This window comes from Variovorax davisae (assembly GCF_030316845.1).
Lineage (GTDB): Bacteria > Pseudomonadota > Gammaproteobacteria > Burkholderiales > Burkholderiaceae_C > Variovorax > Variovorax davisae.
In genome coordinates this window covers 229,591-253,666 of sequence record NZ_JASZYS010000001.1, presented here as the reverse complement: position 1 = coordinate 253,666, position 24,076 = coordinate 229,591, and the positions used below count along the sequence as shown (strand labels likewise).

Genomic DNA, 24,076 nt, shown 5'->3' with positions numbered 1-24,076 from the left:
GAGCCTCGTTCCAACTTTCCGCATGCCCCAAGCCATCCGCCTGTTCCTGCTGTCGATCCGCGACCTGATCGCTTCCGCCGGGCCCGTCATCTTCCTCGTCATCGCACTGCTGGTCGCCGCCTACTGGTGGCTGCAGCCGCAGCCGCCCAAGCGCGTGACGCTGGCCACCGGGCCGGCCGGCAGCGCCTATGCCGAGTTCGGCAAGCGCTACGCCGCGGCGCTCAAGGCCAACGGCATCGAGGTCGAACTCAAGCCCACCGATGGCTCGCTCGACAACCTGCAGCTGCTGCGCAGCGGGGGGGCCGACGTGGCCTTCGTGCGCGGCGGCAGCGCCGACCCGGTGAAGGACGAGCAAGCCGGCCTGACCTCGCTGGGCAGCCTGTTCTTCGAGCCCTTGTGGTTCTTCTACCGGACCGATGCGGCGAAGCGGGTCGACCGCAAGGCCGGCACCCTGACCTCGCTGACGCAGCTCAAGGACCTGCGCATCAATGTCGACAAGCCGGGCAGCGGCGTGCCCGACATCATGGAGCGGATGTTCCACGCCAACCACATGGACCCGGCCACGCTGAACCTGTCGAACCTCGAACAGTCGCCCGCGACCGAGGCCCTGGAGGCCGGGCTGATCGACGTGATCGTGCTGGCCTCGGCCCCGCAATCGCCGCTGGTGCAGCGGCTGCTGCGCGCGCCCGACATCCAGTTGATGGACTTCCAGCAGAGCGACGCCTATTCGCGGCGTTTCGCCTTCCTGCAGCCGGTGGACCTGCCGCGCGGCGTGGTCGACCTGGCGGCCGACCTGCCGTCGCACGACGTGTCGCTGCTGGCCGCCACCACCTCGCTGCTCTCGCGCGAGGAGACCCATCCCGCGCTGCGCCAGCTGTTCGCGCAGACCGCGCAGAGCCTGCATGGCGGCGCCGGCTGGTTCAACCGCGCGCGCGACTTCCCGAACACGCGCACCAGCGAGCTGCCGGTCAGCCCCGAAGGCGACCGCGCCATCAACGGCACGCCGCCGTTCTGGCAGCGCTACCTGCCGTTCTGGGCCAGCAACCTGGTCGAACGGATGTGGCTGGTGCTGGGTGGCCTGCTGGTGCTGATGCTGCCGCTGAGCCGCATCGTGCCGCCGCTCTACCAGTTCCGGGTGCGGCGCCGCGTGTTCCGCTGGTATGCCAGGCTGCGCGAGGTCGAGCACAAGCTGGAGGCGCAGACGGGCGACCCCGAGGCGCTGCTGAAGGAGCTCGGCGACCTCGACCGCGTGGTCAACAAGGTGGCGGTGCCGCTGTCCTACGCCGACGAGCTCTATGCGCTGCGCAACAACATCGAGGCGGTGCGCAGGCGCGTGCTCGCGGGTACGCCGCCCGCAGCGGGTGCCGGGCAGAAATTTTCCACCGGACCCGCTTGACTTGGAGCGCGCTCGAACTTCCAGAATGCCCGACATGGAAACGAGCCCGACCCCACTTCTGACCATCGCCCAGGTGGCGCGACGCACCGGCCTCACGGCCCATACGCTGCGCTACTACGAGCGCATCGGCCTGATCGCCGCCGTGCCGCGCGCGCCGGGCGGCCAGCGCCGCTATGCGGACAGCGACATGGACTGGCTCGCTTTCCTGCTGCGCCTGCGCACGACCGGCATGTCCATCCAGGGCATGCAGGCCTTCGCCAGGCTTCGAAGTCAGGGGAACGCCAGCGTCGGCGAGCGTCGCGAGATGCTCGAAGCACATCTGGCCGGATTGCGGCTGCAGATGCAGTCGCTCGCGCAATCGGCCGATGCGCTCACGCAGAAGATCGCGCACTACGCCGGCATCGAGCGTTCCCTTTCACAGGGCCCAGGCCCGGAAAAGGAAAACCATGGAAACCACCCGCTACCAGCGCGGACTCGCCAAGCTGCAGGAGATCGACGGTGAAGGCGGCGTGCGCGTCGTCGAGAGCCTCGCGGACATCGCACCCGACTTCGCCCGGCTGCTGATCGAATTTCCATTCGGCGACATCTATTCGCGGCCCGGCCTGGACCTGCGTTCGCGCGAGATCGCCGTGGTGGCCGCGCTCACCGCCCTGGGCAATGCGGCGCCCCAGCTCAAGGTGCACATCCAGGGCGCGTTGAACGTGGGCGTGAGCCGGACCGAGATCGTCGAGACCATCATGCAGATGGCGGTGTACGCCGGCTTTCCGGCCGCGCTGAACGGGCTCGGGGCGGCCCGCGAGGTGTTCGCCGCGGCCGAGGCGGCGCACTGACGCGACAGCCTGGCCGTCAACTCACTGGCGCTCCACCCGCAGCAACTTGCCGTTGCTGCTGTCGGTCAACAGGTAGAGCCAGCCGTCGGGGCCCTGCCGGACGTCGCGGATGCGCTCGCCGCGCTCGGCCAGCAATCGCTCGCGCCCGACCAACGTGTTGCCGTCGAGCCTGAGCCGCCAGAGCGCGGTGCCGGCCAGCGCGCCGACGAAGAGGTTGCCCTTCCATTCGGCCAGCGCATCGCCGGTGTAGAAGGCCATGCCGCTCGGCGCGATCGACGACTTCTGCGTGCCCGGCGTCCAGGCCGAGCCGTCGATCTTTTCCCAGTAGGTCAGCGGCTGCTCGAGGCCCGCCTTGGCGCTGCCTTCGCCCACCTGCGTGAGCGTGCCGTATTCCTGCCCGTAGCTGATGACGGGCCAGCCGTAGTTGCGCCCCGCCAGCGTCAGGTTGACCTCGTCGCCGCCCTGCGGACCATGCTCGTGGGTCCAGAGATCGCCGGTTGCGGGATGCAGCGCCGCGCCCTGCGGATTGCGATGGCCGTAACTCCAGATGTGGGGCTGCGCGCCGGCGGTCGCGGCGAACGGGTTGCCGGGCGCGGGGGCGCCGTCGGTGGTGATCCGCACCACCTTGCCGTTGCCGCGCGAGAGGTCTTGCGCGAAGCCGCGCTGGGTGTCGAGCAGGCGCTCGCCCAGGGTCACGAACAGATAGCCGTTGCGGTCGAACACCAGCCGCGAACCGAAGTGCGCCGTGCTGTCGACCTTGGGGCTTTGCCGGTAGATCACCGTCAGGTTGCCGAGCGTGCGGTTGGCCGCATCGAGTTCGGCCCGGGCCACCGCCGTGCCGTTGAGGTTCGGAGCGGCGCCGTCGCGCTCCGCGAAGCTGAGGTAGATGCGGCGATTGCTGGCGAAGCCCGGGTCCACCGCGACGTCGAGCAGCCCGCCCTGCCCTGCCGCCGCGACCGCGGGCACGCCGGCGACCTGGTCGGCACCGCCATTGACGGCCGAGCCATCGGCATTGCGCAGCCGCAGCTGGCCGCCGCGCTGGGTGATCAGCATCCGGCCGTCGGGCAGGAAGGCCAGGGCCCAGGGGCTGTCGAGGCCGGCCGCCAGTTCGGTGACCTTGAACGATGGCGCGGGCGGTGCGGTGCCCGCAGGGGGTGCGGCGGCGCCGCTGCCGGCCGGGGCCGGCGCCGCCGGCGTCGACACGGCGTTGACGCCGAACGCGGAGACGGCGACGCCGCTGCCCCCGCCACCGCCGCAACCGGCCACAGCGGCCAGCGCCGTCGCCAGAAGATACCGAGTCGCTGCTGCCATGGCATGCTCCTTCGGAAAGGGCGCCGCGAGGCGCCCGGGTTCGTCCCCCGCCCTGCCGTCGTTACTTCAGCGCCTTGAAGCGCATCCGGTGCGGCTTGGCACCTTCTTCGCCCAGGCGCTTCTTCTTGTCGGCCTCGTACTCCTGGTAGTTGCCGTTGAAGAAGGTCCACTGGCTGTCGCCTTCGGCCGCCAGGATGTGGGTCGCGATCCGGTCGAGGAACCAGCGGTCGTGGCTGATGACCAGCACCGAGCCCGCGAACTCGAGCAGCGCGTCTTCCAGCGCCCGCAGGGTTTCGACGTCGAGGTCGTTCGACGGTTCGTCGAGCATCAGCACGTTGCCGCCCGCGATCAGCGTCTTGGCCAGGTGCAGCCGGCCGCGCTCACCGCCCGACAGGGTGCCGACCTTCTTCTGCTGGTCGGCGCCGTTGAAGTTGAAGCGCCCGGCGTAGGCCCGGCTGGCCATCTGGAACTTGCCGACGTTGATGATGTCGAGGCCGTTGGAGATGTCTTCCCAGACCGTCTTCTCGTTGCCGAGCGCGTCGCGGTTCTGGTCGACGAAGGCCATCTTGACCGTCTGGCCGATCACCACCTCGCCGGAGTCCGGCGTTTCCTTGCCGGCGATCAGCTTGAACAGGGTCGACTTGCCGGCGCCGTTCGGGCCGATGATGCCGACGATCGCGCCGGCCGGGATCTCGAAGCTCAGGTTGTCGATCAGCACCCGGTCGCCGAAGGACTTGGTGACGTTCTTGAACTCGATCACCTGGTTGCCCAGGCGCTCGGCCACGGGGATGAAGATTTCCTGCGTCTCGTTGCGCTTCTGGTATTCGAAGTCGCTCAGCTCCTCGAAGCGGGCCAGGCGCGACTTGCTCTTGGCCTGGCGCGCCTTCGGGTTCTGGCGCGACCATTCGAGTTCCTTCTTCAGGGCCTTGGCGTGGGCTTCCTCGCTCTTCTGCTCCTGCGCCAGGCGTTCGCCCTTCTGCTCGAGCCAGGTGCTGTAGTTGCCCTTCCAGGGAATGCCACGGCCGCGGTCGAGTTCGAGAATCCACTCGGCCGCGTTGTCGAGGAAGTAGCGATCGTGGGTGATGGCGACCACGGTGCCGGGGAAGCGCTGCAGGAACACTTCGAGCCACTCGACCGACTCGGCGTCCAGGTGGTTGGTCGGTTCGTCGAGCAGCAGCATGTCGGGCTTGCTCAGCAGCAGGCGGCACAGCGCGACGCGGCGCTTCTCGCCGCCCGACAGCACGCCGATGTTGGCGTCCCACGGCGGCAGGCGCAGGGCGTCGGCGGCGATCTCGAGCTGATGCTCGGAGTCGGTGCCGGCGGTGGCGATGATGGCTTCGAGCTCGGCCTGCTCGGCCGCCAGCGCGTCGAAGTCGGCGTCTTCGGCGCCGTAGGCCACGTAGACCTCCTCCAGCCGCGCCTTGGCCGCGTAGACCGCGCCCATGGCTTCCTCGACCGATTCGCGCACCGAGTGGGCGGCGTTCAGCTTGGGCTCCTGCTCGAGGTAGCCGATCGTGAGACCGGGCATCGGCAGCGCCTCGCCCTCGATCTCCTTGTCGATGCCGGCCATGATCTTCAACAACGACGATTTGCCCGAGCCGTTCAGGCCGAGCACGCCGATCTTGGCGCCGGGGAAAAACGAGAGCGAAATGTCCTTCAAGATCTGCCGTTTGGGCGGCACGGTCTTGCTGACCTTGTTCATGGTGTAGACGTACTGGGCCATGTCTATCTCTGTTCGGTGATGGGGACTGTTCGGGGTGGCCGGGCAACCCGACAACGATCTTGCGCGAGGATCGATGGCGAATCTGCCTTGTGGCAGGCGCTTGCTGCTGCAGCGCGTTTTCCGACCGGGGTTTGGGGCCAAGTCTAACCCAGGCCCTTTGAATTCCCCGAAGATGCGCGCGCACCGCTGCTATTCTCCGGCCCATCCGAGCTCTGCGGACGCCGCCCGCTGCCCCCTCCCGCCCATGCATCCCACCCCCGCCCCCGATGCCTTCGCCCAGGCCCGGCAGTTCTTCCTCGACGGGCTGAAGGCCCTCGAGGCAGCCCGCTTCGAGGCCGCGGAGCAGCTGTTCCTGTCGTCGCTCGCACTGCTGCCGGGCCGGGTCTCGACGCTGGTCAATCTGGCCGCGACGCAGTTGAAGCTGTCGCGCCCGCAGGCCGCCCTGGCGGCCGCCGAGCAGGCCCTGGAGGCCGAGGCCGACGACCCGGATGCCTGGTTCCACAAGGCCAGCGCCCTCGGGCAGCTGAACCGGCACCCGGAAGCCCTGGCGGCCTTCGAGAAGCTGCTGTCGCTGGGCGTGCTTCCCGCCGGCGAGCTGTGGCTTCGCCATGGCCAGACCCTGCAGGCGCTGGGCCGGCCCGGGGAGGCGCTCGCCTCCTACGACCGTGCGCTGGCCGCCGATCCCGGGATCGCCCAGGCCTGGAGCAATCGCGGCAGCATCCTGCGGGAATCGAAGCGCCATCCGGAAGCCGCCCACGCCTTCGAGCAGGCCCTGGCGCACGGCGCCGATCCGGCGCTGCACCGGTACTACCTCGCTGCGGTCTCCGACGGCCCTGCGCCGGCGACCGCGCCCGGCCACTACGTCGAGACCCTGTTCGACGACTACGCCGACGAATTCGATGCCCACCTGGTGGGCCTGCTCGGCTACCAGGCGCACAGCACCCTGGCCCGGCACCTCGCTGCGCTGGGCCGGGGCCGCTTCCGCTCGGCCCTCGACCTCGGCTGCGGAACCGGCCTGTGCGCGCCGCTGCTCAAGCCGATGGCGGACCGGCTCACGGGCGTCGACCTGTCGAGCCAGATGCTGGACAAGGCCCGGGCGCTCGGGCTCTACGACGATCTCGCGCATGCCGACATCGTGGCCTACCTGCGCGGCACCGACGCCCGCTACGACCTGGTCAGCGCCGCCGACGTCTTCATCTACGTGGGCGACCTGGAGCCGGTCTTCGCCGCGCTGGCGCAGCGGCTGGAGGCCGGCGGCCTCTTCTGTTTCTCGGCCGAACGCAGCGGCGCCGAGAGCGTCGATTTCGAGCTGCTGAGCAGCCTGCGCTACGCCCACTCGGAGCGCTACCTGCGCGGGCTGGCCGCGCGGCACGGCTTCGATCTGGTCCAGTTGGTCCACGCACCGATCCGCGAAGACCAGCGCGAGGCGATCCAGGGCATGTTCGTCTATCTGCAGCGAACCGGCGACGGTCGCTGAGGTCCATCGGTCCCGAGGCAATGGCCGGTTTTCAGAGAAAAGGCGCTTCGACGCGGTTCATGAGACAATAGCGCCTGTTGCCGGGTCCAGTTGCCCGCAACGCCGGCTCTCTGCCGGGGACGAAGACGGCCTTTTGCAGGCTTTCGGGCTCCCACCTCTGACCTTCATCTGCCCTTACTGGCTCGACGTCAACAAGACGCCCGAGCGGGTGGATACCACTGCGCCGTGTAGGGCGCTTGTTGAACTCAATGAACTTTGATGAACTGAAGCTGGCCCCGGCCATCTTGAAGGCCGTGCATGAGCAGGGCTACGAAACGCCGACGCCGATCCAGGCCCAGGCCATTCCGGCCGTGCTCGACGGCCACGATCTTCTGGGCGGCGCCCAGACCGGCACCGGCAAGACCGCTGCCTTCACCCTCCCCCTGCTGCACAAGCTCACGATGAGCCGCAGCGCCACCAACAAGTTCGGCGGCACCGGCATCCGTGCCCTGGTGCTGACCCCCACGCGCGAACTCGCGGCCCAGGTCGAGGAATCGGTCCGCACCTACGGCAAGTACCTCCAGCTGACCTCCACCGTCATCTTCGGCGGCGTCGGCATGAACCCGCAGATCAGCAAGCTCAAGAGCGGCGTCGACATCCTGGTCGCCACGCCCGGCCGCCTGCTCGACCTGCAGCAGCAGGGCATGCTCGACCTGTCGACCGTGCAGATGCTGGTGCTCGACGAAGCCGACCGCATGCTCGACATGGGCTTCATCCACGACGTCAAGAAGATCCTCGCGCTGGTGCCGAAGGAAAAGCAGAGCCTGCTGTTCTCGGCCACTTTCAGCGACGAGATCCGCGACCTCGCCGCCACCCTGCTCAAGAACCCGCAGAGCATCCAGGTCACGCCGCGCAACACCACCGTCCAGCGCATCACGCAGGTGATCCACCCCGTGGGCCGCGGCAAGAAGAAGGCGCTGCTCGCCCACATCATCAACGAGCACAAGTGGAGCCAGGTGCTGGTCTTCACGCGCACCAAGTTCGGCGCCAACAGCGTGGCCGAGTTCCTGACCAAGAACGGCATCGAGGCGATGGCGCTGCACGGCAACAAGAGCCAGAGCGCCCGCACCCAGGCGCTGGCCGGCTTCAAGAGCGGCGACATCCGTGCCCTGGTGGCGACCGACATCGCGGCCCGCGGCATCGACATCGACGAGCTGCCGCACGTCGTCAACTACGAGATCCCGAACGTCAGCGAAGACTACGTGCACCGCATCGGCCGCACCGGCCGTGCCGGCTCGAGCGGCGAGGCCGTGAGCTTCGTCTGCCTGGATGAAGAAGGCTTCATGCAGGAGATCGAGCGCTTCACCAAGCAGACGATTCCGGTCCAGGTCATCGACGGCTTCGGCCCCGAGGACGGCGAACGCGCCGAGCCCATCGCGATGGGCCGCCAGACCATCTGGGGCGGCGCCGGCCGGCCGCCGAGCCGCGAGGTGATGCAAGCCGCCGCCAAGGCGGCTCGCACCGAGATGATGCAGCGCATCCGCGACAACAAGGCGGGCCAGGGCGAGCGCAGTGGCGGCGGCGGCAACGGCGGTGGCCAGCGTCGCGGCGGCGGCAACGGCCAGGGCCAGGGTGCCCCGGCCGGCCGCAGCGCCAACGCCGGTGGCGGCCAGGGCCCCCGCGGCCCGGCCGGCCGCGGCCAAGGCCCGGCACGCGGACCGCAGGGACCGGCGCGCGCGCCGCACCATGCCCCGACGCACCATCAGAACCATCTGCCGCATGAAGAGCGCCAGCCGCGCCATCACGGCAACAGCCACAGCCCGACGCAAGCCGACGCCGTGGCGCACCTGCGCGCCGAAGCGGTGGCAGGCGCGGCCGGCCAGCCCGATCCGTTGCGCACCAGCGTCGACAGCCTGGGCGGCCGCGGCCGTCGTGCCGGCGGTGGCGGCTACGGCGGCAACCGCTCCGGCGGCGGTGGCCGTTCGGGTGGCGGTGGCCGCTCGGGCGGCGGCTATGGCGGCAGCGGCGGTGGCTACGGCGGTGGCGGCGGTGGCCGCTCCTTCGGTCGCTGAGAGTTCGACCAGTCATCCAAAAAGGGCGCTTCGGCGCCCTTTTTCATTGTTTCGTGATGGCCACCCTTCAGGTTGCGCAAAGCCTGCCGATAACCGACTGAGCCAACTCAAAGATTCCCTTCATCCATGAAACTCGACCGTTCGATCTCCGCCGTCTTTCTCGCAACAGCCTTTGCCGTGCTCGCCGGGTGCGCGAGCCTGCCCTCGCCAGAGGTCATGGAGAGCGAAACCGCTTCCTTCCAACTGCCCAAGCTGCCGGAGTCCGGCAAGGCGATCGTCTACGTCGTGCGCCCATCCGGCGTGGGCGGACTGGTCCGATTCAACGTCTTCGTCGACGACCAGGAAGCCGCGTCCGAGATGGGCTACACCCGGTCGAGCCAGTACATCTATTTCAACGTCAAGCCCGGGACGCACAAGATCTATTCCAAGGCCGAGAACTGGGCCGACACCGAGATCAGCGCCAAGCCCGGCGACATCATCTACATCCAGCAGGAGCCCTCGATGGGCGTGATCATGGCGCGCAACAGCGTGAGCAAGATCGACGAGGTTCAAGGCAAGTACCAAGTCAAGCAACTGCAACTCGGAACGGTCCTCAAGGCGGAAAAGTAAGCGCGGGGGGCGCGCGCCCTGCAAAGCCGTATCAGCCCAGCCGCTGGGCGGTCTGGCGATCGAACAGGTGCACGCTCTCGCTGCCGATCAGCAGCCCGACCATCTGGTCCGGCTGGGCGTCGACCCGGCCGTGGACCGCGAGCGTCAGCTGGGCGCCCCCGACGTCGACCAGCAATTCGGTCTCGGCACCGGTCGGCTCGACCACGATCACCCGCGCCGGCACGCCGCGCGAGGGCTCCGCCAGCGTGATGTCGCCCGGCCGCACGCCATAGTGCACGGCCTGCCCGTCGACCGCCACGGTGGCAGCCGGTGCCGGCCACGAGGCGCCCTGCGCCTCGACCCTGCACTGCCCGTTGGCGCGCCGCACCGTGCCCTCCAGCACGTTCATCGAGGGCGAGCCGATGAACTGGGCGACGAACAGGTTGTCGGGCCGGTCGTAGAGCTCGAGCGGCGTGCCGATCTGCTCGACCGCGCCGTCGTGCATGACGACGATGCGGTCAGCCATCGTCATGGCCTCGATCTGGTCATGGGTGACGTAGACGGTCGTGGTCTTGAGCCGCTGGTGCAGCGCCTTGATCTCGGCCCGCATCGCGACGCGCAGCTTGGCGTCCAGGTTGGACAGCGGCTCGTCGAACAGGAAGACCTTCGGGTCGCGCACGATCGCGCGGCCCATCGCGACCCGCTGCCGCTGGCCGCCCGACAGCTCGCGCGGATAGCGTTCGAGCAGCTTGTCGAGATTGAGGATCTTCGCGGCATCGGCCACGCGGCGATCGGTCAGCGCCTTCTCGGCCTTGCGCAGGCGCAGGCTGAAGCCCATGTTCTCGCCGACCGTCATGTGCGGATACAGCGCATAGCTCTGGAACACCATCGCGATGTCGCGATCTTTCGATTCGAGCTCGTTGACGACCCGGCCGTCGATCATGATCTGGCCGCCGCTGATGTCCTCCAGGCCGGCCAGCATGCGCAGCAGCGTCGACTTGCCGCAGCCCGAGGGCCCGACCAGCACGACGAACTCCCCGTCCTCGATCTCGAAGCCCAGGCGCTCGATGATCCGGGTCTTGCCGTAGGACTTCTGGACGTCCCGAAAAGTGACTGAAGCCATGTTGTGTTGTTCCCTTCTGGATCAGCTCTTGACCGCGCCAGCCGTAATTCCGCCGACCATGTAGCGCTTGAACGTGTAGTAGATGGCCGCCGGCGGCAGCGCATAGATGAGGCCGGTCGCCATCAGCAGCTCCCAGGGCGAATCGTCGGCCGCGAGGAAATTGCCGAGCGCCACGGCCAGCGTCACGCTGCGGTCGTTCGACAGCAGCAGGAAGGCGTACAGGTATTCGTTCCAGGCCAGCAGCAGCGCATAGGTGCCGACCGCCACCAGCGAGGGCACCATCAGCGGCAGGTACACCAGGCGGAACAACTGCAGCGGCGAGGCGCCGTCCATGCGCGCCGCTTCGTCGAGCTCGTAGGGCAGCTTGTCGGAGGCCTGCTTGAGCACCCAGATGCAGTAAGGCGAGGCGATGGTGACCATCGCGAGGATCAGCGCCCACTGGCTGTTGAGCAGGCCGTAGTTGCCCATGGTCTTGTACATCGGCACGGCCAGGAACGCGGCCGGGATGAAGTAGGTGAAGAGCGCCATGTTCATCACCGTGCGGCCGCCGCGCACCCGCAGCCGGCTGATCGCGAAGGCCGCGGTGGTGGCGACGAACAGCGTGATCACGCCGACCGCCACCGCGATGAACAGCGAGTTGCCGAGCTGGACCCAGAAATGGTCGAGGTAGAAGTGCTTCTGATGGAAGACGGTGGCGAAGTTGTCGAAGGTCGGCGAGGTCGGCCACAGGCGGCCGCTGGTCGCGGTGCCGCGCGGCGAGATCGCGAACAGCACCATGTGGTAGATCGGGATCAGCGTCCACAGCAGCACCGGGATGCCGATCAGCAGCAGCTTGGCCTCGTTGCCGACGGCCTTGGCGGTCCAGCGCTTGCGGCTCATTTCGACAACCTCTTCATCATGAAATAGACCAGCGGCAGCACCAGCGGCATGGCGACGACGATGGAGGCCATCGACAGGTCGACCTGGTCGAGGCGCAGGTAGCGTATGCCCAACGTCGCCAGCACGTGCGTGAGGTCGGCCGGCCCGCCACCGGTCAGCAGGTAGACGCTGTTGAAGTCGCCGAGCGTCCAGATCATCGACAGGATCAGCGAGGTCACGTAGAGCGTGCGCAGCGCCGGCCAGCTGATGAAGCGGAACTTCTGCCACGAGCTCGCGCCGTCGACCGAGGCCGCCTCGTACTGCTCGCCCGGGATCGCCAGCCGCCCGGCGACCAGGATCAGGGTCCAGAAGGGCAGCGACTTCCAGATGTGCATCAGCATCGCGAAGCAAAGCGCCAGCGTCGGATCATTGAGCCAGTTGGGCCCGTCGAGACCGGTCAGGCGGAAGATGGTGGTGTTGATCACGCCCCACTCGGGATTGAGCATGAAGCGCACCGACAGGATGGTCGGGATCGACGGCACCGCCCAGGGCAGGATGAAGATCCCCGCGAGGATCTTGATCCACCAGCGCGACTGCACGAAGAAGCCCGACAGCACCAGTGCCACGAGCATCTTGACGTTGATCGCGACCACCAGAAAGATGATGGTGTTGAGCACCGAGCGGAAGAAGATCGGGTCTTCGACCAGGTGCACGTAGCTCTGCGGATGGCGCGCCAGCCAGAGGCCGTAGCACACCGGGTAGAGCACGAAGATGGCGAACACCAGCAGGTAGGGGATGACCATCATCCGCCCCCAGAACTGCCAGCGTCCGAGCTTGATGGGTGTCGCGGCGGTGCCGGCCGCGGTCACGGCGCTTGCTGTGGAACTCATGGTCGGCCGCCGTGTCAGCTCAGCGAGCGACCGTCTTGATGCGCTCGATCATCTCGTCGACCGCCTTGTCCACCGGCACCTTGTCGCTCACGATGCGGTTCATTGCCTTGGCCCACACGTTCTCGTTGTTGAGGATCGTGAACCGGTAGTTCTTGGTGAACTCGAAGGTCACGGTGCCGGCGGCGTACTGGTTGAAGACCGACTTGCGGTGCGAATCGGCCTGCCAGAACGGGCTCGCCTGCCCCGCCTTGGTGACCGGGAACCAGCGCCCGAGCGAACCCTCGACGTACGGCGTGAGGTTCTCTTCCTGCATGAGGAAGGTCACGAACTCCTTGGCGCGCTGCTTGTTCTTGCCGTCCTTGAAGACCACGCCGGTCTTCACCGCGGTGCGGTAGACCATCTTGCTGCCGTCGGGCTTGGCCGGGAAGCCGGCGGTGCGGATGCGCTCGAAGTAGTTCTTCTTGGCTTCCTCGCGCTGCTCCGGCGTCAGCGACGCGTTGTTGGAGTCGTCGAGCCACTTGGCCGGCAGCGAGATGGTCGCGTTGTGCGTCATCACGGTGGTCTTGTTGTGGAAGGCGACGTTGTTGTCCGGGTCTTTCCAGCTCGTCGACGACGGCGGCGTGCAGCCCTTCTGGTAGGGCGCCACGTAGTCGGTCATGGCGTTGATGAGGCCGGTGCGCACGGCCGGGTCATCCACCAGCAGCTTGCCGCTGTCGTTGACCATCTTGACGTTGTAGGCGTCGGCGAAGGTCAGGAACGAATAGAACGAGTCGCTCGAATCGACGCCCATCGGCATGCCCATGCCGAAGGTGCGCTTGCCGCTCTTCTGGCGGCTGGCCGGCTGCACCTTCTCGCACCAGAACGACCAGTAGTCCTTCCAGGTGGTCGGGATGTCCGCCTCCTTGAAGCCCGCCTCGGCCAGCATGTCGAGCCAGTAGTTGATGTGCATCGTCTGCTGCTTGATCGGGAAGGCGTAGTAGGCCTTCGACTTCGTCTGGTCGTTGTAGAGGAAGGTGGTCTCGACCGTGTTGGGTGCGAAACGGGCCTGCATCGGCGCGATCACGCTGCTGATGTCCTCGAGCTTGCCGTCGAAGGCCCACTTGCCCGTGACCTGGAAGTCGTAGACGTCGGCATAGGCGACGTCGGGCGGGCTGCCCGAGTCGAGCGCCGAGACGGTCTTGGGGATCATGTCCTGCACCGGGTACTGCGACAGTTCGACCTTGACGCCCTTGTGCTTGTCCTCGAACTTCTTGATGGCGGCGAACAAGGCATCGTCCTCGGCCTTGTAGAAGCCCTTGACCCACCAGACGGTGAGCTTCTCCTGGGCCGAGGCCTGGCCGGCGACGGCGAGGCCCAGGGCCATCATCGTCGGGACCACGAGTGCTTTGAATTTCATGTCGCTTGTCTCCTTTTTCTTGCAGCTGAACAGCTCGATGCACGAGCCTGGGGGTGGGAAGAAAGAACGTTGCCGCGCGTCAGGCCGCCGCCCGCAGGCGCGGCGGCGGACGCGACAACCGGGGCAGTCGTCGGCGCGAGCCCAGCACCTCGTCGATGTCCTCGCGCGCGCCGTCGATCAGCTGGATGATGGCGCGCTCGGCCCGCACCGGATCGCGCGCGATCACGGCGTCGAGCACGGCGCGGTGCATCGGCAAGGACTGCGCCGGGCCGTCCTTCTTGCTGGTCGAGATCTCGAAGCTGGTGCGCAGCAGCGCATGCAGGGCTTTGCTCATCTGCGCCAGCATCCGGTTGCGGGCGCTGCGCAGCAGGCCGTTGTGAAAGCGCAGGTCGAAGCTGACGTAGTCGCCGCCGAACTCCACGGCCTGCTTCATGCCGGCGTAGGCGGCCTCGATCTCTTCGATGTCCTCGGCCGTGGCGCGCTCGGCCGCCAGCCGCACCGCGGCCGGCTCGACCGCGCGCCGCAGGTCCTGCAGGTCGCGCAGGAACTCGGGCGTGAGGCCGGCACGCGCCTGCCAGGTGATCACGTCGGGGTCGAACCAGTTCCAGTGCTCGTCGGGCAGCACCCGGGTGCCGACCTTGGGGCCGGTGACGATCAGTCCCTTGGCCACCAGCGACTTCACGGCCTCGCGCACCACCGTGCGGCTGACGCCGAAAGCCTCGCACAGCTGGGGCTCGGCCGGCATCGGCGTGCCGACCGCATAGCGGCGCGAGACGATCGCCTCGCCCAGCAGGTCCAGCGTGCGGCCATGGGTGTTCTTGGCCATGGAAGGCAGCTCAGGCGTCGACCGGCGTCAACAGGGGCCGGCCCGTGAAATGGGCGTGCAGGTTGTCGAAGGTGAGCTGGCCCATCGCCTCGCGGGTCTGCCTGGTGCCGCTGCCGATGTGCGGCGTCAGCACCACGTTGGGCAGCGCGCGCAGGGCTTCGGGCACGTTCGGCTCGTTGGCGAAGACGTCGAGCCCGGCACCGGCGATGGTGCCGTGGCGCAGCGCCTCGATCAGGGCGGCCTCGTCGACCACGCTGCCGCGCGCGACGTTGACCAGGTAGCCCTCGGGGCCCAGCGCCTGCAGCACGCGGGCATCGATCAGGCCCTTGGTGGCGGCGCCGCCGGGCGTGATCACGACCAGGAAGTCGACCGCCGCGGCCAGCGCGACCGGGTCGGGGTAGTAGGTGTAGGGGACGCCGGCACGCGGCGAGCGCGAGGTGTAGGCGACCTCCATCTTGAAGGCCAGCGCGCGCTCGGCGATCGCCTGGCCGATGCGGCCCATGCCGACCAGGCCGAGCCGGCCGCCCGTGACCTTGCGGCTCAACGCGATCGGGCCGTGGGTCCATTCGTTGGCGCGCACGAAGCGGTCGGCCTGCGGGATGCGGCGCGCCGTCGCGATCAGCAGGCCGATGGCGAGGTCGGCCACGTCGTCGTTGAGGACCGCCGGCGTGTTGGTGACCGGCACGCCCCGGGCGTGCGCGGCCGGCACGTCGATGCCGTCGTAGCCGACGCCGAAGACCGAGATCACTTCCAGCGCCGGCAGTTGCGCGATCAGTTCGCGCGGCACCTTGGCCTCGCCGTTGGCGACCACGCCGCGGATGCGCGGCGCCGCGGCGGCGAAGGCGGCCGGGTCGCTGACGTGGATGCGGTCGTGCAGGGTGTAGTGCTGGCGCAGCTGGTCGAGCAGGAAGGGCATCAGCGGCGCGACGAGCAGCAGCTCGGGCCGGTCGGTCCCGCTCGTCATACCTTGATCCCCAGCTTCTGCACCAGCTGCTTGAAATAGTCGTGGTCGCGCTGCATCGCCTGGCCGAAGGCCTCGGCGTCGAGGTAGGCGAAGCCGAGGTTGAGCTTGTCGAGCTGCTCGCGCAGCAGCGGCTCCTCGGCGCCCTTGCGGGCCATGGTGCGCAGCACCGTCGAGATCTCGGCCGGCGTGGCCTTGTGCACGGCCAGCCCGCGCCAGGTGCCGATCGAGAGGTCGATCTTGCGCTCCTTCAGCGTCGGCACCTTGTCGAAGGCCTTCAGGCGCTGGTCGGCCATCACCGTGAGCATCTTGAGCTTGCCGGCCTGCACATGGACCGCCACTTCGCCGGGGCTCACGGCCACCGCGTCGATGTGGCCGCCGAGCAGCGCCACCACGCCGGGTGCCGCGCCCTGGTAGGGCACATGGTTGAACTTGACGCCGGTCTTGTCTTCGAGGCCCGCGGCCGCGAGGTGCCAGATCGAGCCGTTGCCGGAATTGCCGACCTTCATCTCGCCCGGCTTGGCCTTGGCGGCGGCGAGGAATTCCTCGATCGTGTTCCAGGGCGCGTCGGACTGCACCGTGATGGCGGCCGGGTCGGCGTTGAGGCGCGCGATCGGCTGGAAGTCGGCGTAGGTGAACTTCGAGAGGCCGAGGTGCGGCAGGATCACCAGCTCGGCGATCACCACGCTGACCTTGTAGCCGTCGGGCTTGCCGTTGAGCACGTCGCTCATGCCGACCACGCCGCTCGCGCCGGGCCGGTCGTTGACGACCAGCGGCTGCGGGAAATGCTTCTTCGCGGCTTCGGCGAAGGCGCGCGCCAGCGCGTCGGTCCCGCCGCCGGCCGAGGCCGGCACCACCAGCTCGACCGGCTTGGTCGGATAGTCCTCGGCCTGCGCGGGCAGGACCCAGGGCAGCAGGGCTGCGGCTCCGAGGCCCTGCAGCAACTGCCGGCGCCCCGCGTTCGATGAATGGGCCATGGATGGTCTCCTGCGGAGCCCACTCCCGGAGCCCTCGAATCAAATCATATGATGATTGACTTCGACGGCCGGCAGGAGAAACCCTGATCGCCCGCGATCAGCCGCAGGCCACTGCACGCCGCACGAAACGCCCCGCACGCGCACCGGTGGCGCGCCCTTCGGCGGTGTAGCTCAACACGCCGTTGACCCAGACCCGCTCGATGCCTTCGCTGAACTCGCGCGGCTGCTCGAAGGTCGCGCCGTCCTTCACGCGCAGCGGGTCGAAGACCACCACGTCGGCCATGTGGCCGGCCTTCAGCAGGCCGCGCCCGTCGATGCGAAAGCGCGCCGCCGACAGGCCGGTCATCTTGTGCACCGCCTCCTCGAGCCGCAGCAGGCCCTTCTCGCGCCAGTAGCTGGCCAGCACGCGCGGAAACGCGCCCCACAGGCGCGGATGCGGCCGCTCGTCGTTCGGCAGGCCGTCGGAGCCGATCATCGCCAGCGGATGCGCCAGCACGCGCTGCACGTCGTCCTCGCGCATCTGGAAGTAGCAGGCATTGCCGGGCTTCAGCCGCCGCGCCGCTTCCTGCTGCGTGACGCCCCACTGCGCCGCGATGTCGGCCAGGTAGCGGCCGCCGACCTCGGGGTGCGGCTGGCTGCCGGTGATCAGGATGTCGATGATGCCGTCGACCAGGTCCTCGCGCAGCACGGTCGAGCCAGCGGTGTAGGGGTAGACGTCCATGCCGATCTCCTGGCCCCGTGCCAGCGCTTCGATCAGCGGCAGGGTCTCGCGCGTGCGGCCCCAGTTGGCGGGTCCGGCGCATTTGTGGTGCGAGATCACCAGCGGCAGGCCGGACTGGCGCGCGGTCAGCGCGGCCTCCTGCAGCGCCGGCAGGATGCCGGCCAGTTCGTCGCGGATGTGGGTGGCGTAGACGCCGCCGTTGCGCGCCGCCACGCTGGCGACCGCGACCAGTTCGTCGACGTCGGCGGCGAACGCCTCTTCGTAGAACACGCCCGACGACAGCCCCAGCGCACCGGCGTCCATCGCCTCCTGCATGTCGGCCGCCATGGCCGCGCGCTCGGCCGCATTGGCCGCCCGGTCGAGCACCGGCATGTGGCGCATCCGCAGTGCCGTGTGCCCCAGCAGCGCAGCGACGTTGACCGCCGGCCGTGCCGCATTCACCGCGTCGGCGTAGGCGCGCATCGTCGCATGGCGGAACTGGCCCCGGCCCAGCAGCGACAACGGAGCCGGCGGCGTGTCGGTCACCATCGGCGCGAGCGAGATGCCGCAGTTGCCGACGATCACGGTGGTCACGCCCTGCGAGATCTTGGGCAGCATGTCCGCCTTCTCGATCGCAGCCGAGTCGTCGTGCGTATGGACGTCGATGAAGCCGGGCGCGACCACCCGGCCGGTGCAATCGATCTCGTCGATCGGGCCTCGGGCGCGCAGGCTCGCGAGCAGTTCGGGAGGCGTCTGGCCAGGCGCCGCCACCGACGCGATGCGTTCGCCGGCCAGCAGCACGTCGCCCGGCCAGCCCGGGCTGTCGCTGCCGTCGACGATCGTGCCGCCCCGGAGCAGCGTCGCGTGGCCAGGTCCTGTGGCGCTCGTTTGTGGCATCGTCATCGTTCGTCCTCGAATGTCTCCGACGCGCCCGAGTACTCGGCGCTGTCGAAGCCGTGCTTGTGCAGCAGCTGCTTGAACTGCTGAAGACCGCGGGTGGCGACCGGCCCGAGCTTCTGCGCCAGCCGCACCATTAGGATCTCGATCACCACCAGGTGCGCCAGGTAGGCTTCGGTGCCGACCCGCATCACCGCGTCCTGCGGCACAGAGACCGCGAGCACCAGGTCCGCGATCTCCGCCAGCGGGGTGCCCGGCTGGGTCAGCGCCACCACGGTGGCGCCCTGGGAGCGCGCGAAACGCGCGGCTTCGAGGGTGTAGGGCATGCGGCCCACGTGCGAGATCACGAAGGCCACGCCGTCGGGCCCCAGCGTGCTGGCCGAGACCAGCTGCTGGTGGGCGTCGAAGATCGCATTGGCGGTGCAGCCCAGCCTGAACAGCCGGCTCTGCAACTCGTTCGCCATGAAGGTCGAGGCCGCGCCCACCGAGTAGCAGTCGATGCGCCGGGCCTCGGCCAGCCGGTTCGCGACCTGGTCGAGCACCTCGACGTCGATGCGACGGCCCAGTTCGGTCAGCGAGGACACGGCGGCGTGGACGATCTTGCTCGTCACGTCGCCCGCGCTGTCCTCGGCCAGCACGCTGCGGTGCAGGTAGGAGCCGGTGACGGCCAGGTCCTGCGCCAGCGCCAGCATGAACTCGCGCACCGACTCGAAACCGAAGCTGCGACAGGTCCGCACGATGGTCGGCATCGACACACCGGCCTGCTGCGCCAGCTGCTCGACCGTGGCGGCCACCGCCGCGCGCGGGTCTTCCAGCACGCACTGGACCACGCTGCGCTGCGCGGCCGGCAGGCCTTCCATGCGCTCGCGCAGGCGCTGCAGGAGATGGACGGAAGGGTTGTGCATGTCGGCCCTCAGAAGCGCGTGCTGATGGCGCCGCTGACCGCCAGGTCGTCGTCGACCAGCGCCAGCCAGCGCCACTTGTCGAAGGTGGTGCAGGGGTGCGAGATGCCCAGCGCGACGCGATCGCCGACCTGCGGCACCGCTCCCGCGGCATCGAAGCGCAGGTAGGCGTGCTGGTCGTTGAGCGCGCTGATGGTCCAGCCGTGCGGCGCATCCGACGCCACGCGCGCGCCGCGCGGCGCATGCCGCACCGGCACCGGCAGTTCCAGGTCGTAGGAGATGTCGCGGCGGCCGCAGGTCAGCAGCGCCAGCCCGGGCTCGGGCACCGACTGCACCATCGCCCAGACCTCCAGCGCCGCACGCAGCGAATCGTCCAACCCTTCGCGCTGCTCCACCTGCTTCAGGAAGCGGGCGTAGTTGCCGTTGTCGTGGGTGACATAGCAGCCCGAACGCAGCACGCCGAGCACCGGGCGCGACAGCCCCTGCGCCCGCAGCAGCGGCACGACCAGGTCGAACACCGCGGAGCCGCCGGCCGTGAGCATCAGGCCGTCGCTGCCGAACAGGTTCTGCGCATCGCAGCAGCGCGCGACCTCGAGCACGCGCTGCACCAGCGCCGTGACTTCACGCGCGTCGTGCGCGCTGTCGCAACGGGCGAGGCCGCCTTCGTAGCATTCGATGCCGCCGAGTTGGACGGCCGGCGAGCGCGAGATCGCGGCTGCCAGCGCCAGCGCTTCGTCGAGCGTGCGGCAGCCGGTGCGCTGGCCGGGAATGCCGATCTCCAGCAGCACGTCGAAGCGCCGCGCGCTTTGCCGGCGCCGCGCCCAGTCCTCGATCAACGCCAGCTGCGCCAGCGAATCGACCAGGAACCAGACCCGCAGGTCGCCGTGCCCGGCCAGCAGCACGTCGAGGCCATCGAGATCGGCATCGGCGAGCACCTGGTTGGCGATGATGGCGCGCCGCGCGCCCGCCTCGACGCCCACGGCGAGCTGGAAGACGGTCGCGAAGGTCAGGCCCCAGGCGCCGCCGGCCAGCTGCTGCGCGAACAACTCGGGCGACATGGTGGTCTTGCCGTGCGGCGCCAGGGTCACGCCCTTGCGCCGGGCGTAGTCCTGCATCCAGGCGATGTTGTGCGCCAGCGCCGAGCGGCGGATCACGGCCAGCGGATAGGCCAGGTCGTCCGCCAGCACGTTCCAGCCCTTCTGGCCGATGTCGGCGGCGCGGCACGGCGCGGCGCCCAGGGGATAGCTCTTGTTGCAGTGGTCGAGGATCAGCGCGTCTGTCATGTTCGTTTCCGATATCGGTGGTGCTTGGTGAGCCGCCAGCGTACTCAAAGATCGTGGCGCCAGCAGGCGTGCCAGTGGCCGGGCTGCACTTCGCGCAGCTGCATGTCGGCGCTGGCGCAGCGCTCCTCGGCCAGCGGGCAGCGGGTGCGGAAGACGCAGCCCGAGGGCGGATTCGCCGGGCTCGGCAGGTCGCCCTGCAGCAGCGGCACGACACGGCGCTGGGCCGGGTCGGGGACCGGCGCCGCCGCCAGCAGCGCGCGCGTGTAGGGATGTTGCGGGCTGGCGTAGAGCGCTTCGGTCGGCGCGATCTCCATGACCCGGCCGAGGTACAGCACCACCACGCGGTCGCACAGGTATTCCACCACGTCCAGATCGTGCGAGATGAAGAGCAAGGTGAGGCCGAGCTGCTCCTTCAGTTCGCCCAGCAGGTTCACCACCTGGGCCTGGATCGAGACGTCCAGCGCCGACAGCGGCTCGTCGGCGACGATGAACTGCGGCTCGACCGCCAGTGCCCGCGCGATGCCGATGCGCTGGCGCTGGCCGCCGGAGAACTCGTGCGGAAATCGCTCGGCGTGTTCGGGGCGCAGGCCGACCTGCTGGAGCAGCTGCTCGATGCGCGGCTTGCGCGCCGCCCCCTTGGCCAGCCCGTGGGTGTCGAGCGCCTCCGCCAGCACTTCGCGGATGCGCATGCGCGGGTTGAGGCTGGCGTAGGGATCCTGGAAGATGATCTGCACCTTGGAGCGCAGCGGGCGGAACTGCGACTGCGACAGCTGCGCCAGGTCCTGCGGCGGCGCGTCCGAGCCCTGCGCCTGGTAGGCCATCGCGCCGCCGGTGGGATCGACCAGCCGCGTCAGCAGGCGCCCGATGGTGCTCTTGCCCGAGCCCGATTCGCCGACCAGCCCGAGCGTCTCGCCCTTGCGGATGTCGAAGCTCACGTCGTCCACCGCGCGCACCGGATGGCTGCCCTTGCCGAAGTATTTCTTCAGGTTGCGGATCTCGAGCAGGTTCTCGCTCGCCAATGTCGCGCTCGTCATGCGGCCAACTCCTCGGTGAATCCGATGCAGCGCACCATGCGCTCGCCGCCCGAGGTGGCCAGCGGTGGCATGCGCGCATCGCAGGCCTCGCGGCGAAAGCCGCAGCGCGGTGCGAAGGCGCAACCCGGCGGCGGCGCGAAAGGGCTCGATACCTGCCCCGGAATGGCCACCAGCTGCGGCCGTTTGCCGGCAACTGCCGGTGTACCGCGCCGCCGCGCCACGCCCGGCAGGCAGGCCAGCAGGCCGCGCGTGTACGGATGCGCGGGCCGGGCGAACAGGTCGTGCACCGGCGCCGACTCGACGATGCGCCCGGCATACATCACGGCCACCGCATCGGCGTACTGCGCGACCACGCCCAGGTTGTGGGTGACGAACAGCATGCTCATGCCGGTCTCCTTCTGCAGCCGGCCCATCAGGGCCAGGATCTGCGCCTGGATCGTGACGTCGAGCGCGGTGGTCGGCTCGTCGGCGATCAGCAGGGTCGGGTTGCAGGCCATCGCCAGCGCGATCATCACGCGCTGGCGCATGCCGCCCGAGAGCTGGTGCGGGTACTCGTTGACCCGCTGCGCCGCGGCCGGGATCTCGACCAGTTCGAGCATGCGCTGCGCATGCGCGTGCGCCGCCTTGCGGTCGAGCTTCAGGTGCAGGCGGACCGATTCGGCGATCTGCTCGCCGATGGTCAGCACCGGGTTCAGGCTGGTCATCGGCTCCTGGAAGATCATGCCGAGCTCGTTGCCGCGCAGGGCCCGCTTTTCGGACTCGGGCAGGTCGAGCAGGTTGACGCGCCGGCCGTCGCGCCGCACGAACCAGGCCTGGCCCTCGACCCGCGCGTGCGAGGTCTTGGCATGCAGGCCCATCAGCGTGAGGCTGGTGACGGATTTGCCGGAACCCGATTCGCCGACCAGCGCCAGCGTCTCGCCGGGACGGATCGCGAACGAGACATCGGCCACGCTCTGGATGCGGCCGGCCTCGGTGGCGAAGGAGGTCGACAGGCCCTGCACTTCAAGACGCGGAGCTGTGGTGTTCATGCGGCCTTCCTCAGCTTCGGGTCGAGCAGGTCGCGCACGCCGTCGCCCAGCATCTGCAGCGACAACGCCGTCAGCACGATGGCCAGGCCGGGACAGAAGATGGTCCAGAAGGCGCGGTCGGCATAGTCGAGGCTGCCGGCGATCATCGTGCCCCAGGTCGGGATGTCGGGCGGCACGCCGACGCCGAGGAAGGACAGGCCCGCCTCGGCCAGGATCGCGTAGGCGAAGATGAACGTGACCTGCACCAGGATCGGCGACATCAGGTTCGGCAGGATGTGCTTCCACAGGATCTTCGGCGTGCGCACGCCGAGCGCCCGCGCCGCGTCGACGAACAGCAGCTCGCGCAGCACCAGCGTGGTGGCGCGCACCACGCGGGCCACGCGCGGCGTGTAGACGATCACCAGCGCCAGCATCACGTTCCACAGCGAGACGCCGAGGATCGACACCAGCGCGATGCCCAACAGGATGTCGGGGAAGGACATCATCGCGTCGACCACCCGCATCAGCGGCGCGTCGAGCCGGCGGAAGAAGCCAGCGAGCATGCCCATCAAGGTGCCGAACAGCACCGCGCCGGCGGCCGTCACGACGCCGATCAGCAGCGAGTAGCGCGCGCCGTGCACGATGCGCAGCATCACGTCGCGGCCCAGCTCGTCGGTGCCGGCCCAGTGTTCGAGCGAAGGCGCATGCAGGCGCTGGCCGATCTCGATGGCGCCGGGGTCGGCATCGGACAGCAGCGGGTAGAGCACCGCGACACCGGCCACCAGCAGCAGCACCAGGGCCGCCGCCAGCACGATCTTGCGCCCGAACAGGCGCCGTGCCACCGGCATCGCAGCGCGCCAGCGGGAAAGAAGCGAGGCTCTCATTTGCCCTCCAGCCGGATGCGCGGATCGACCAGCGTGTAGATGAAGTCGACACCGAGGTTGATGAAGACGTAGATGGCGGCGATGACCAGCAGCGTGCCCTGGATCACCGGGTAGTCGCGCCTGAGCACCGCGCGCACCACCAGGTTGCCGACGCCGGGCAGGTTGAAGACCGTCTCGGTCACGACCGTGCCGCCGATCATCAGCGCCAGCGTGAGGCCGAGCACCGTGACGATCGGCACCAGCGCGTTGCGCAGCACGTGCTTGACCATGATCACCCGCTCGGGCAGCCCCTTGGCGCGGGCCGTGCGCACATAGTCCTCGCCGAGGATGTCGAGCATCGAGGCCCGCGTGAAGCGGATGATCAGCGCCGAATTCAGCAGGCCCAGCACCAGCGCCGGCAGCAGCAGGTGCTGCAGGCGCTCGCCGAACGATGCGCTGGGGTCGCCATAGCCCGAGGCCGGGAACCAGCCGAGCCTGACGGCGAAGAACTGGATCAGGATCAGGCCGAGCCAGAAGCTCGGGATGCTGGCGCCGAGCATCGCGACGCCGCTCACGGCCTGGTCGGCCGCGCTGCCGCGCCAGATCGCCGCCGACATGCCGGCCGGGATGCCGATCAGGGCCGCGATGCCGACCGCGAACAAGGCCAGGAACAAGGTCGGCTCGGCGCGCTCGAGCAGCGCCTGCGAGACCGGCCGCTGCAGGAACAGCGACTGCCCGAGGTTGCCCTGCAGCAGCTCGCCGACCCACAGCACGAACTGCGTCGGCAGCGGCTTGTCGAGCCCGTACTGGATGCGGGCCTGGGCGATGTCGGCCGTCGTGGCCTGGTCGCCGAGCAGCAGCGCGACCGGATCGCCCGACGCCAGCCGGGTCAGCGCGAAGACCAGCACCGCGACGATGGCGAGCACCAGCACGGCCCCCGCCAGGCGGGTCAGCAGAAAGCGCAGCATGAAGTGTCCGTTCCG

General features: G+C 69.0%; 22 protein-coding genes. 6 read left to right on the top strand and 16 right to left on the bottom strand.

From position 1 onward, the window contains the following. Positions 1-22 precede the first annotated feature (22 nt). Genes QTI33_RS01245 through QTI33_RS01235 form a run of 3 tightly spaced genes read left to right on the top strand, consistent with a single transcriptional unit; the run spans position 23 to position 2,226 of the window. Positions 23-1,396: a TAXI family TRAP transporter solute-binding subunit gene (locus tag QTI33_RS01245; RefSeq protein ID WP_286503898.1), complete on the top strand. Its 1,374-nt coding sequence runs from the start codon at positions 23-25 to the stop codon at positions 1,394-1,396. A 34-nt stretch (positions 1,397-1,430) separates the two neighbouring features. Further along, complete coding sequence (locus QTI33_RS01240; protein ID WP_286503896.1) at positions 1,431-1,898, top strand: MerR family transcriptional regulator; 468 nt, start codon at positions 1,431-1,433, stop codon at positions 1,896-1,898. Beyond that, a complete protein-coding gene (locus QTI33_RS01235; protein WP_286503894.1) occupies positions 1,843-2,226 on the top strand; it encodes a carboxymuconolactone decarboxylase family protein in 384 nt (127 codons plus the stop codon). Before QTI33_RS01240 ends, QTI33_RS01235 begins: the two co-directional genes overlap by 56 nt. Positions 2,227-2,247: 21 nt before the next feature. Here QTI33_RS01235 and QTI33_RS01230 read toward each other — a convergent pair whose 3' ends face one another. Beyond that, positions 2,248-3,537, bottom strand: coding sequence for a PQQ-dependent sugar dehydrogenase (locus QTI33_RS01230; protein WP_286503892.1), 1,290 nt, complete (start codon positions 3,535-3,537; stop codon positions 2,248-2,250). A 61-nt stretch (positions 3,538-3,598) separates the two neighbouring features. After that, positions 3,599-5,260, bottom strand: a complete 1,662-nt coding sequence (gene ettA / locus QTI33_RS01225; protein WP_286503890.1) for an energy-dependent translational throttle protein EttA — start codon at positions 5,258-5,260, stop codon at positions 3,599-3,601. A 244-nt stretch (positions 5,261-5,504) separates the two neighbouring features. Between ettA and QTI33_RS01220 the strand changes: the two genes are divergently transcribed. The 3 genes from QTI33_RS01220 to QTI33_RS01210 all read left to right on the top strand — a co-directional run bounded on the left by QTI33_RS01220 (position 5,505) and on the right by QTI33_RS01210 (position 9,397). Next, a complete protein-coding gene (locus QTI33_RS01220) occupies positions 5,505-6,737 on the top strand; it encodes a tetratricopeptide repeat protein (protein ID WP_286503888.1) in 1,233 nt (410 codons plus the stop codon). Positions 6,738-6,985: 248 nt separating this feature from the next. After that, on the top strand, positions 6,986-8,788 hold the full coding sequence (locus QTI33_RS01215) for a DEAD/DEAH box helicase (RefSeq protein WP_286503886.1): 1,803 nt from the start codon (positions 6,986-6,988) through the stop codon (positions 8,786-8,788). Positions 8,789-8,914: 126 nt separating this feature from the next. After that, complete coding sequence (locus QTI33_RS01210; protein ID WP_286503884.1) at positions 8,915-9,397, top strand: DUF2846 domain-containing protein; 483 nt, start codon at positions 8,915-8,917, stop codon at positions 9,395-9,397. A 31-nt stretch (positions 9,398-9,428) separates the two neighbouring features. Here the strand turns inward: QTI33_RS01210 and QTI33_RS01205 are convergent, their stop codons facing one another. From QTI33_RS01205 to QTI33_RS01140, 14 genes are all read right to left on the bottom strand, one after another. Continuing rightward, a complete protein-coding gene (locus QTI33_RS01205) occupies positions 9,429-10,499 on the bottom strand; it encodes an ABC transporter ATP-binding protein (RefSeq protein ID WP_286503882.1) in 1,071 nt (356 codons plus the stop codon). Positions 10,500-10,520: 21 nt separating this feature from the next. Beyond that, entirely contained in the window at positions 10,521-11,378 is an 858-nt protein-coding gene (locus QTI33_RS01200) for a carbohydrate ABC transporter permease (RefSeq protein ID WP_286503881.1), read from the bottom strand. Continuing rightward, the gene (locus QTI33_RS01195) at positions 11,375-12,247 is read right to left on the bottom strand and encodes a carbohydrate ABC transporter permease (RefSeq protein WP_286503879.1); all 873 of its coding nucleotides are present in this window, start codon (positions 12,245-12,247) and stop codon (positions 11,375-11,377) included. Before QTI33_RS01195 ends, QTI33_RS01200 begins: the two co-directional genes overlap by 4 nt. 19 nt (positions 12,248-12,266) lie before the next feature. Further along, entirely contained in the window at positions 12,267-13,643 is a 1,377-nt protein-coding gene (locus QTI33_RS01190; protein WP_286503877.1) for an ABC transporter substrate-binding protein, read from the bottom strand. A 79-nt stretch (positions 13,644-13,722) separates the two neighbouring features. Beyond that, complete coding sequence (locus QTI33_RS01185) at positions 13,723-14,469, bottom strand: FadR/GntR family transcriptional regulator (protein WP_286503874.1); 747 nt, start codon at positions 14,467-14,469, stop codon at positions 13,723-13,725. Positions 14,470-14,479: 10 nt separating this feature from the next. After that, positions 14,480-15,433, bottom strand: a complete 954-nt coding sequence (locus QTI33_RS01180; RefSeq protein ID WP_286503873.1) for a 2-hydroxyacid dehydrogenase — start codon at positions 15,431-15,433, stop codon at positions 14,480-14,482. Continuing rightward, a complete protein-coding gene (locus QTI33_RS01175) occupies positions 15,430-16,407 on the bottom strand; it encodes a Bug family tripartite tricarboxylate transporter substrate binding protein (RefSeq protein ID WP_286503871.1) in 978 nt (325 codons plus the stop codon). Before QTI33_RS01175 ends, QTI33_RS01180 begins: the two co-directional genes overlap by 4 nt. A gap of 97 nt (positions 16,408-16,504) precedes the next feature. Further along, positions 16,505-18,010, bottom strand: coding sequence for an N-acyl-D-amino-acid deacylase family protein (locus tag QTI33_RS01170; RefSeq protein WP_286503869.1), 1,506 nt, complete (start codon positions 18,008-18,010; stop codon positions 16,505-16,507). Beyond that, positions 18,007-18,909 carry a MurR/RpiR family transcriptional regulator gene (locus QTI33_RS01165; protein ID WP_286503867.1) on the bottom strand — a complete coding sequence of 301 codons (903 nt, stop codon included), beginning with the start codon at positions 18,907-18,909 and terminating at the stop codon, positions 18,007-18,009. Before QTI33_RS01165 ends, QTI33_RS01170 begins: the two co-directional genes overlap by 4 nt. Positions 18,910-18,917: 8 nt before the next feature. Further along, complete coding sequence (locus QTI33_RS01160; protein WP_286503866.1) at positions 18,918-20,189, bottom strand: amino acid deaminase; 1,272 nt, start codon at positions 20,187-20,189, stop codon at positions 18,918-18,920. A gap of 44 nt (positions 20,190-20,233) precedes the next feature. Continuing rightward, positions 20,234-21,223 carry an ABC transporter ATP-binding protein gene (locus QTI33_RS01155; protein ID WP_286503864.1) on the bottom strand — a complete coding sequence of 330 codons (990 nt, stop codon included), beginning with the start codon at positions 21,221-21,223 and terminating at the stop codon, positions 20,234-20,236. After that, positions 21,220-22,251, bottom strand: a complete 1,032-nt coding sequence (locus QTI33_RS01150) for an ABC transporter ATP-binding protein (RefSeq protein ID WP_286503861.1) — start codon at positions 22,249-22,251, stop codon at positions 21,220-21,222. Before QTI33_RS01150 ends, QTI33_RS01155 begins: the two co-directional genes overlap by 4 nt. After that, positions 22,248-23,114 carry an ABC transporter permease gene (locus QTI33_RS01145; protein ID WP_286503860.1) on the bottom strand — a complete coding sequence of 289 codons (867 nt, stop codon included), beginning with the start codon at positions 23,112-23,114 and terminating at the stop codon, positions 22,248-22,250. Before QTI33_RS01145 ends, QTI33_RS01150 begins: the two co-directional genes overlap by 4 nt. Then, positions 23,111-24,061, bottom strand: a complete 951-nt coding sequence (locus tag QTI33_RS01140; RefSeq protein WP_286503859.1) for an ABC transporter permease — start codon at positions 24,059-24,061, stop codon at positions 23,111-23,113. Before QTI33_RS01140 ends, QTI33_RS01145 begins: the two co-directional genes overlap by 4 nt. Between the last annotated feature and the right edge of the window lie 15 nt (positions 24,062-24,076).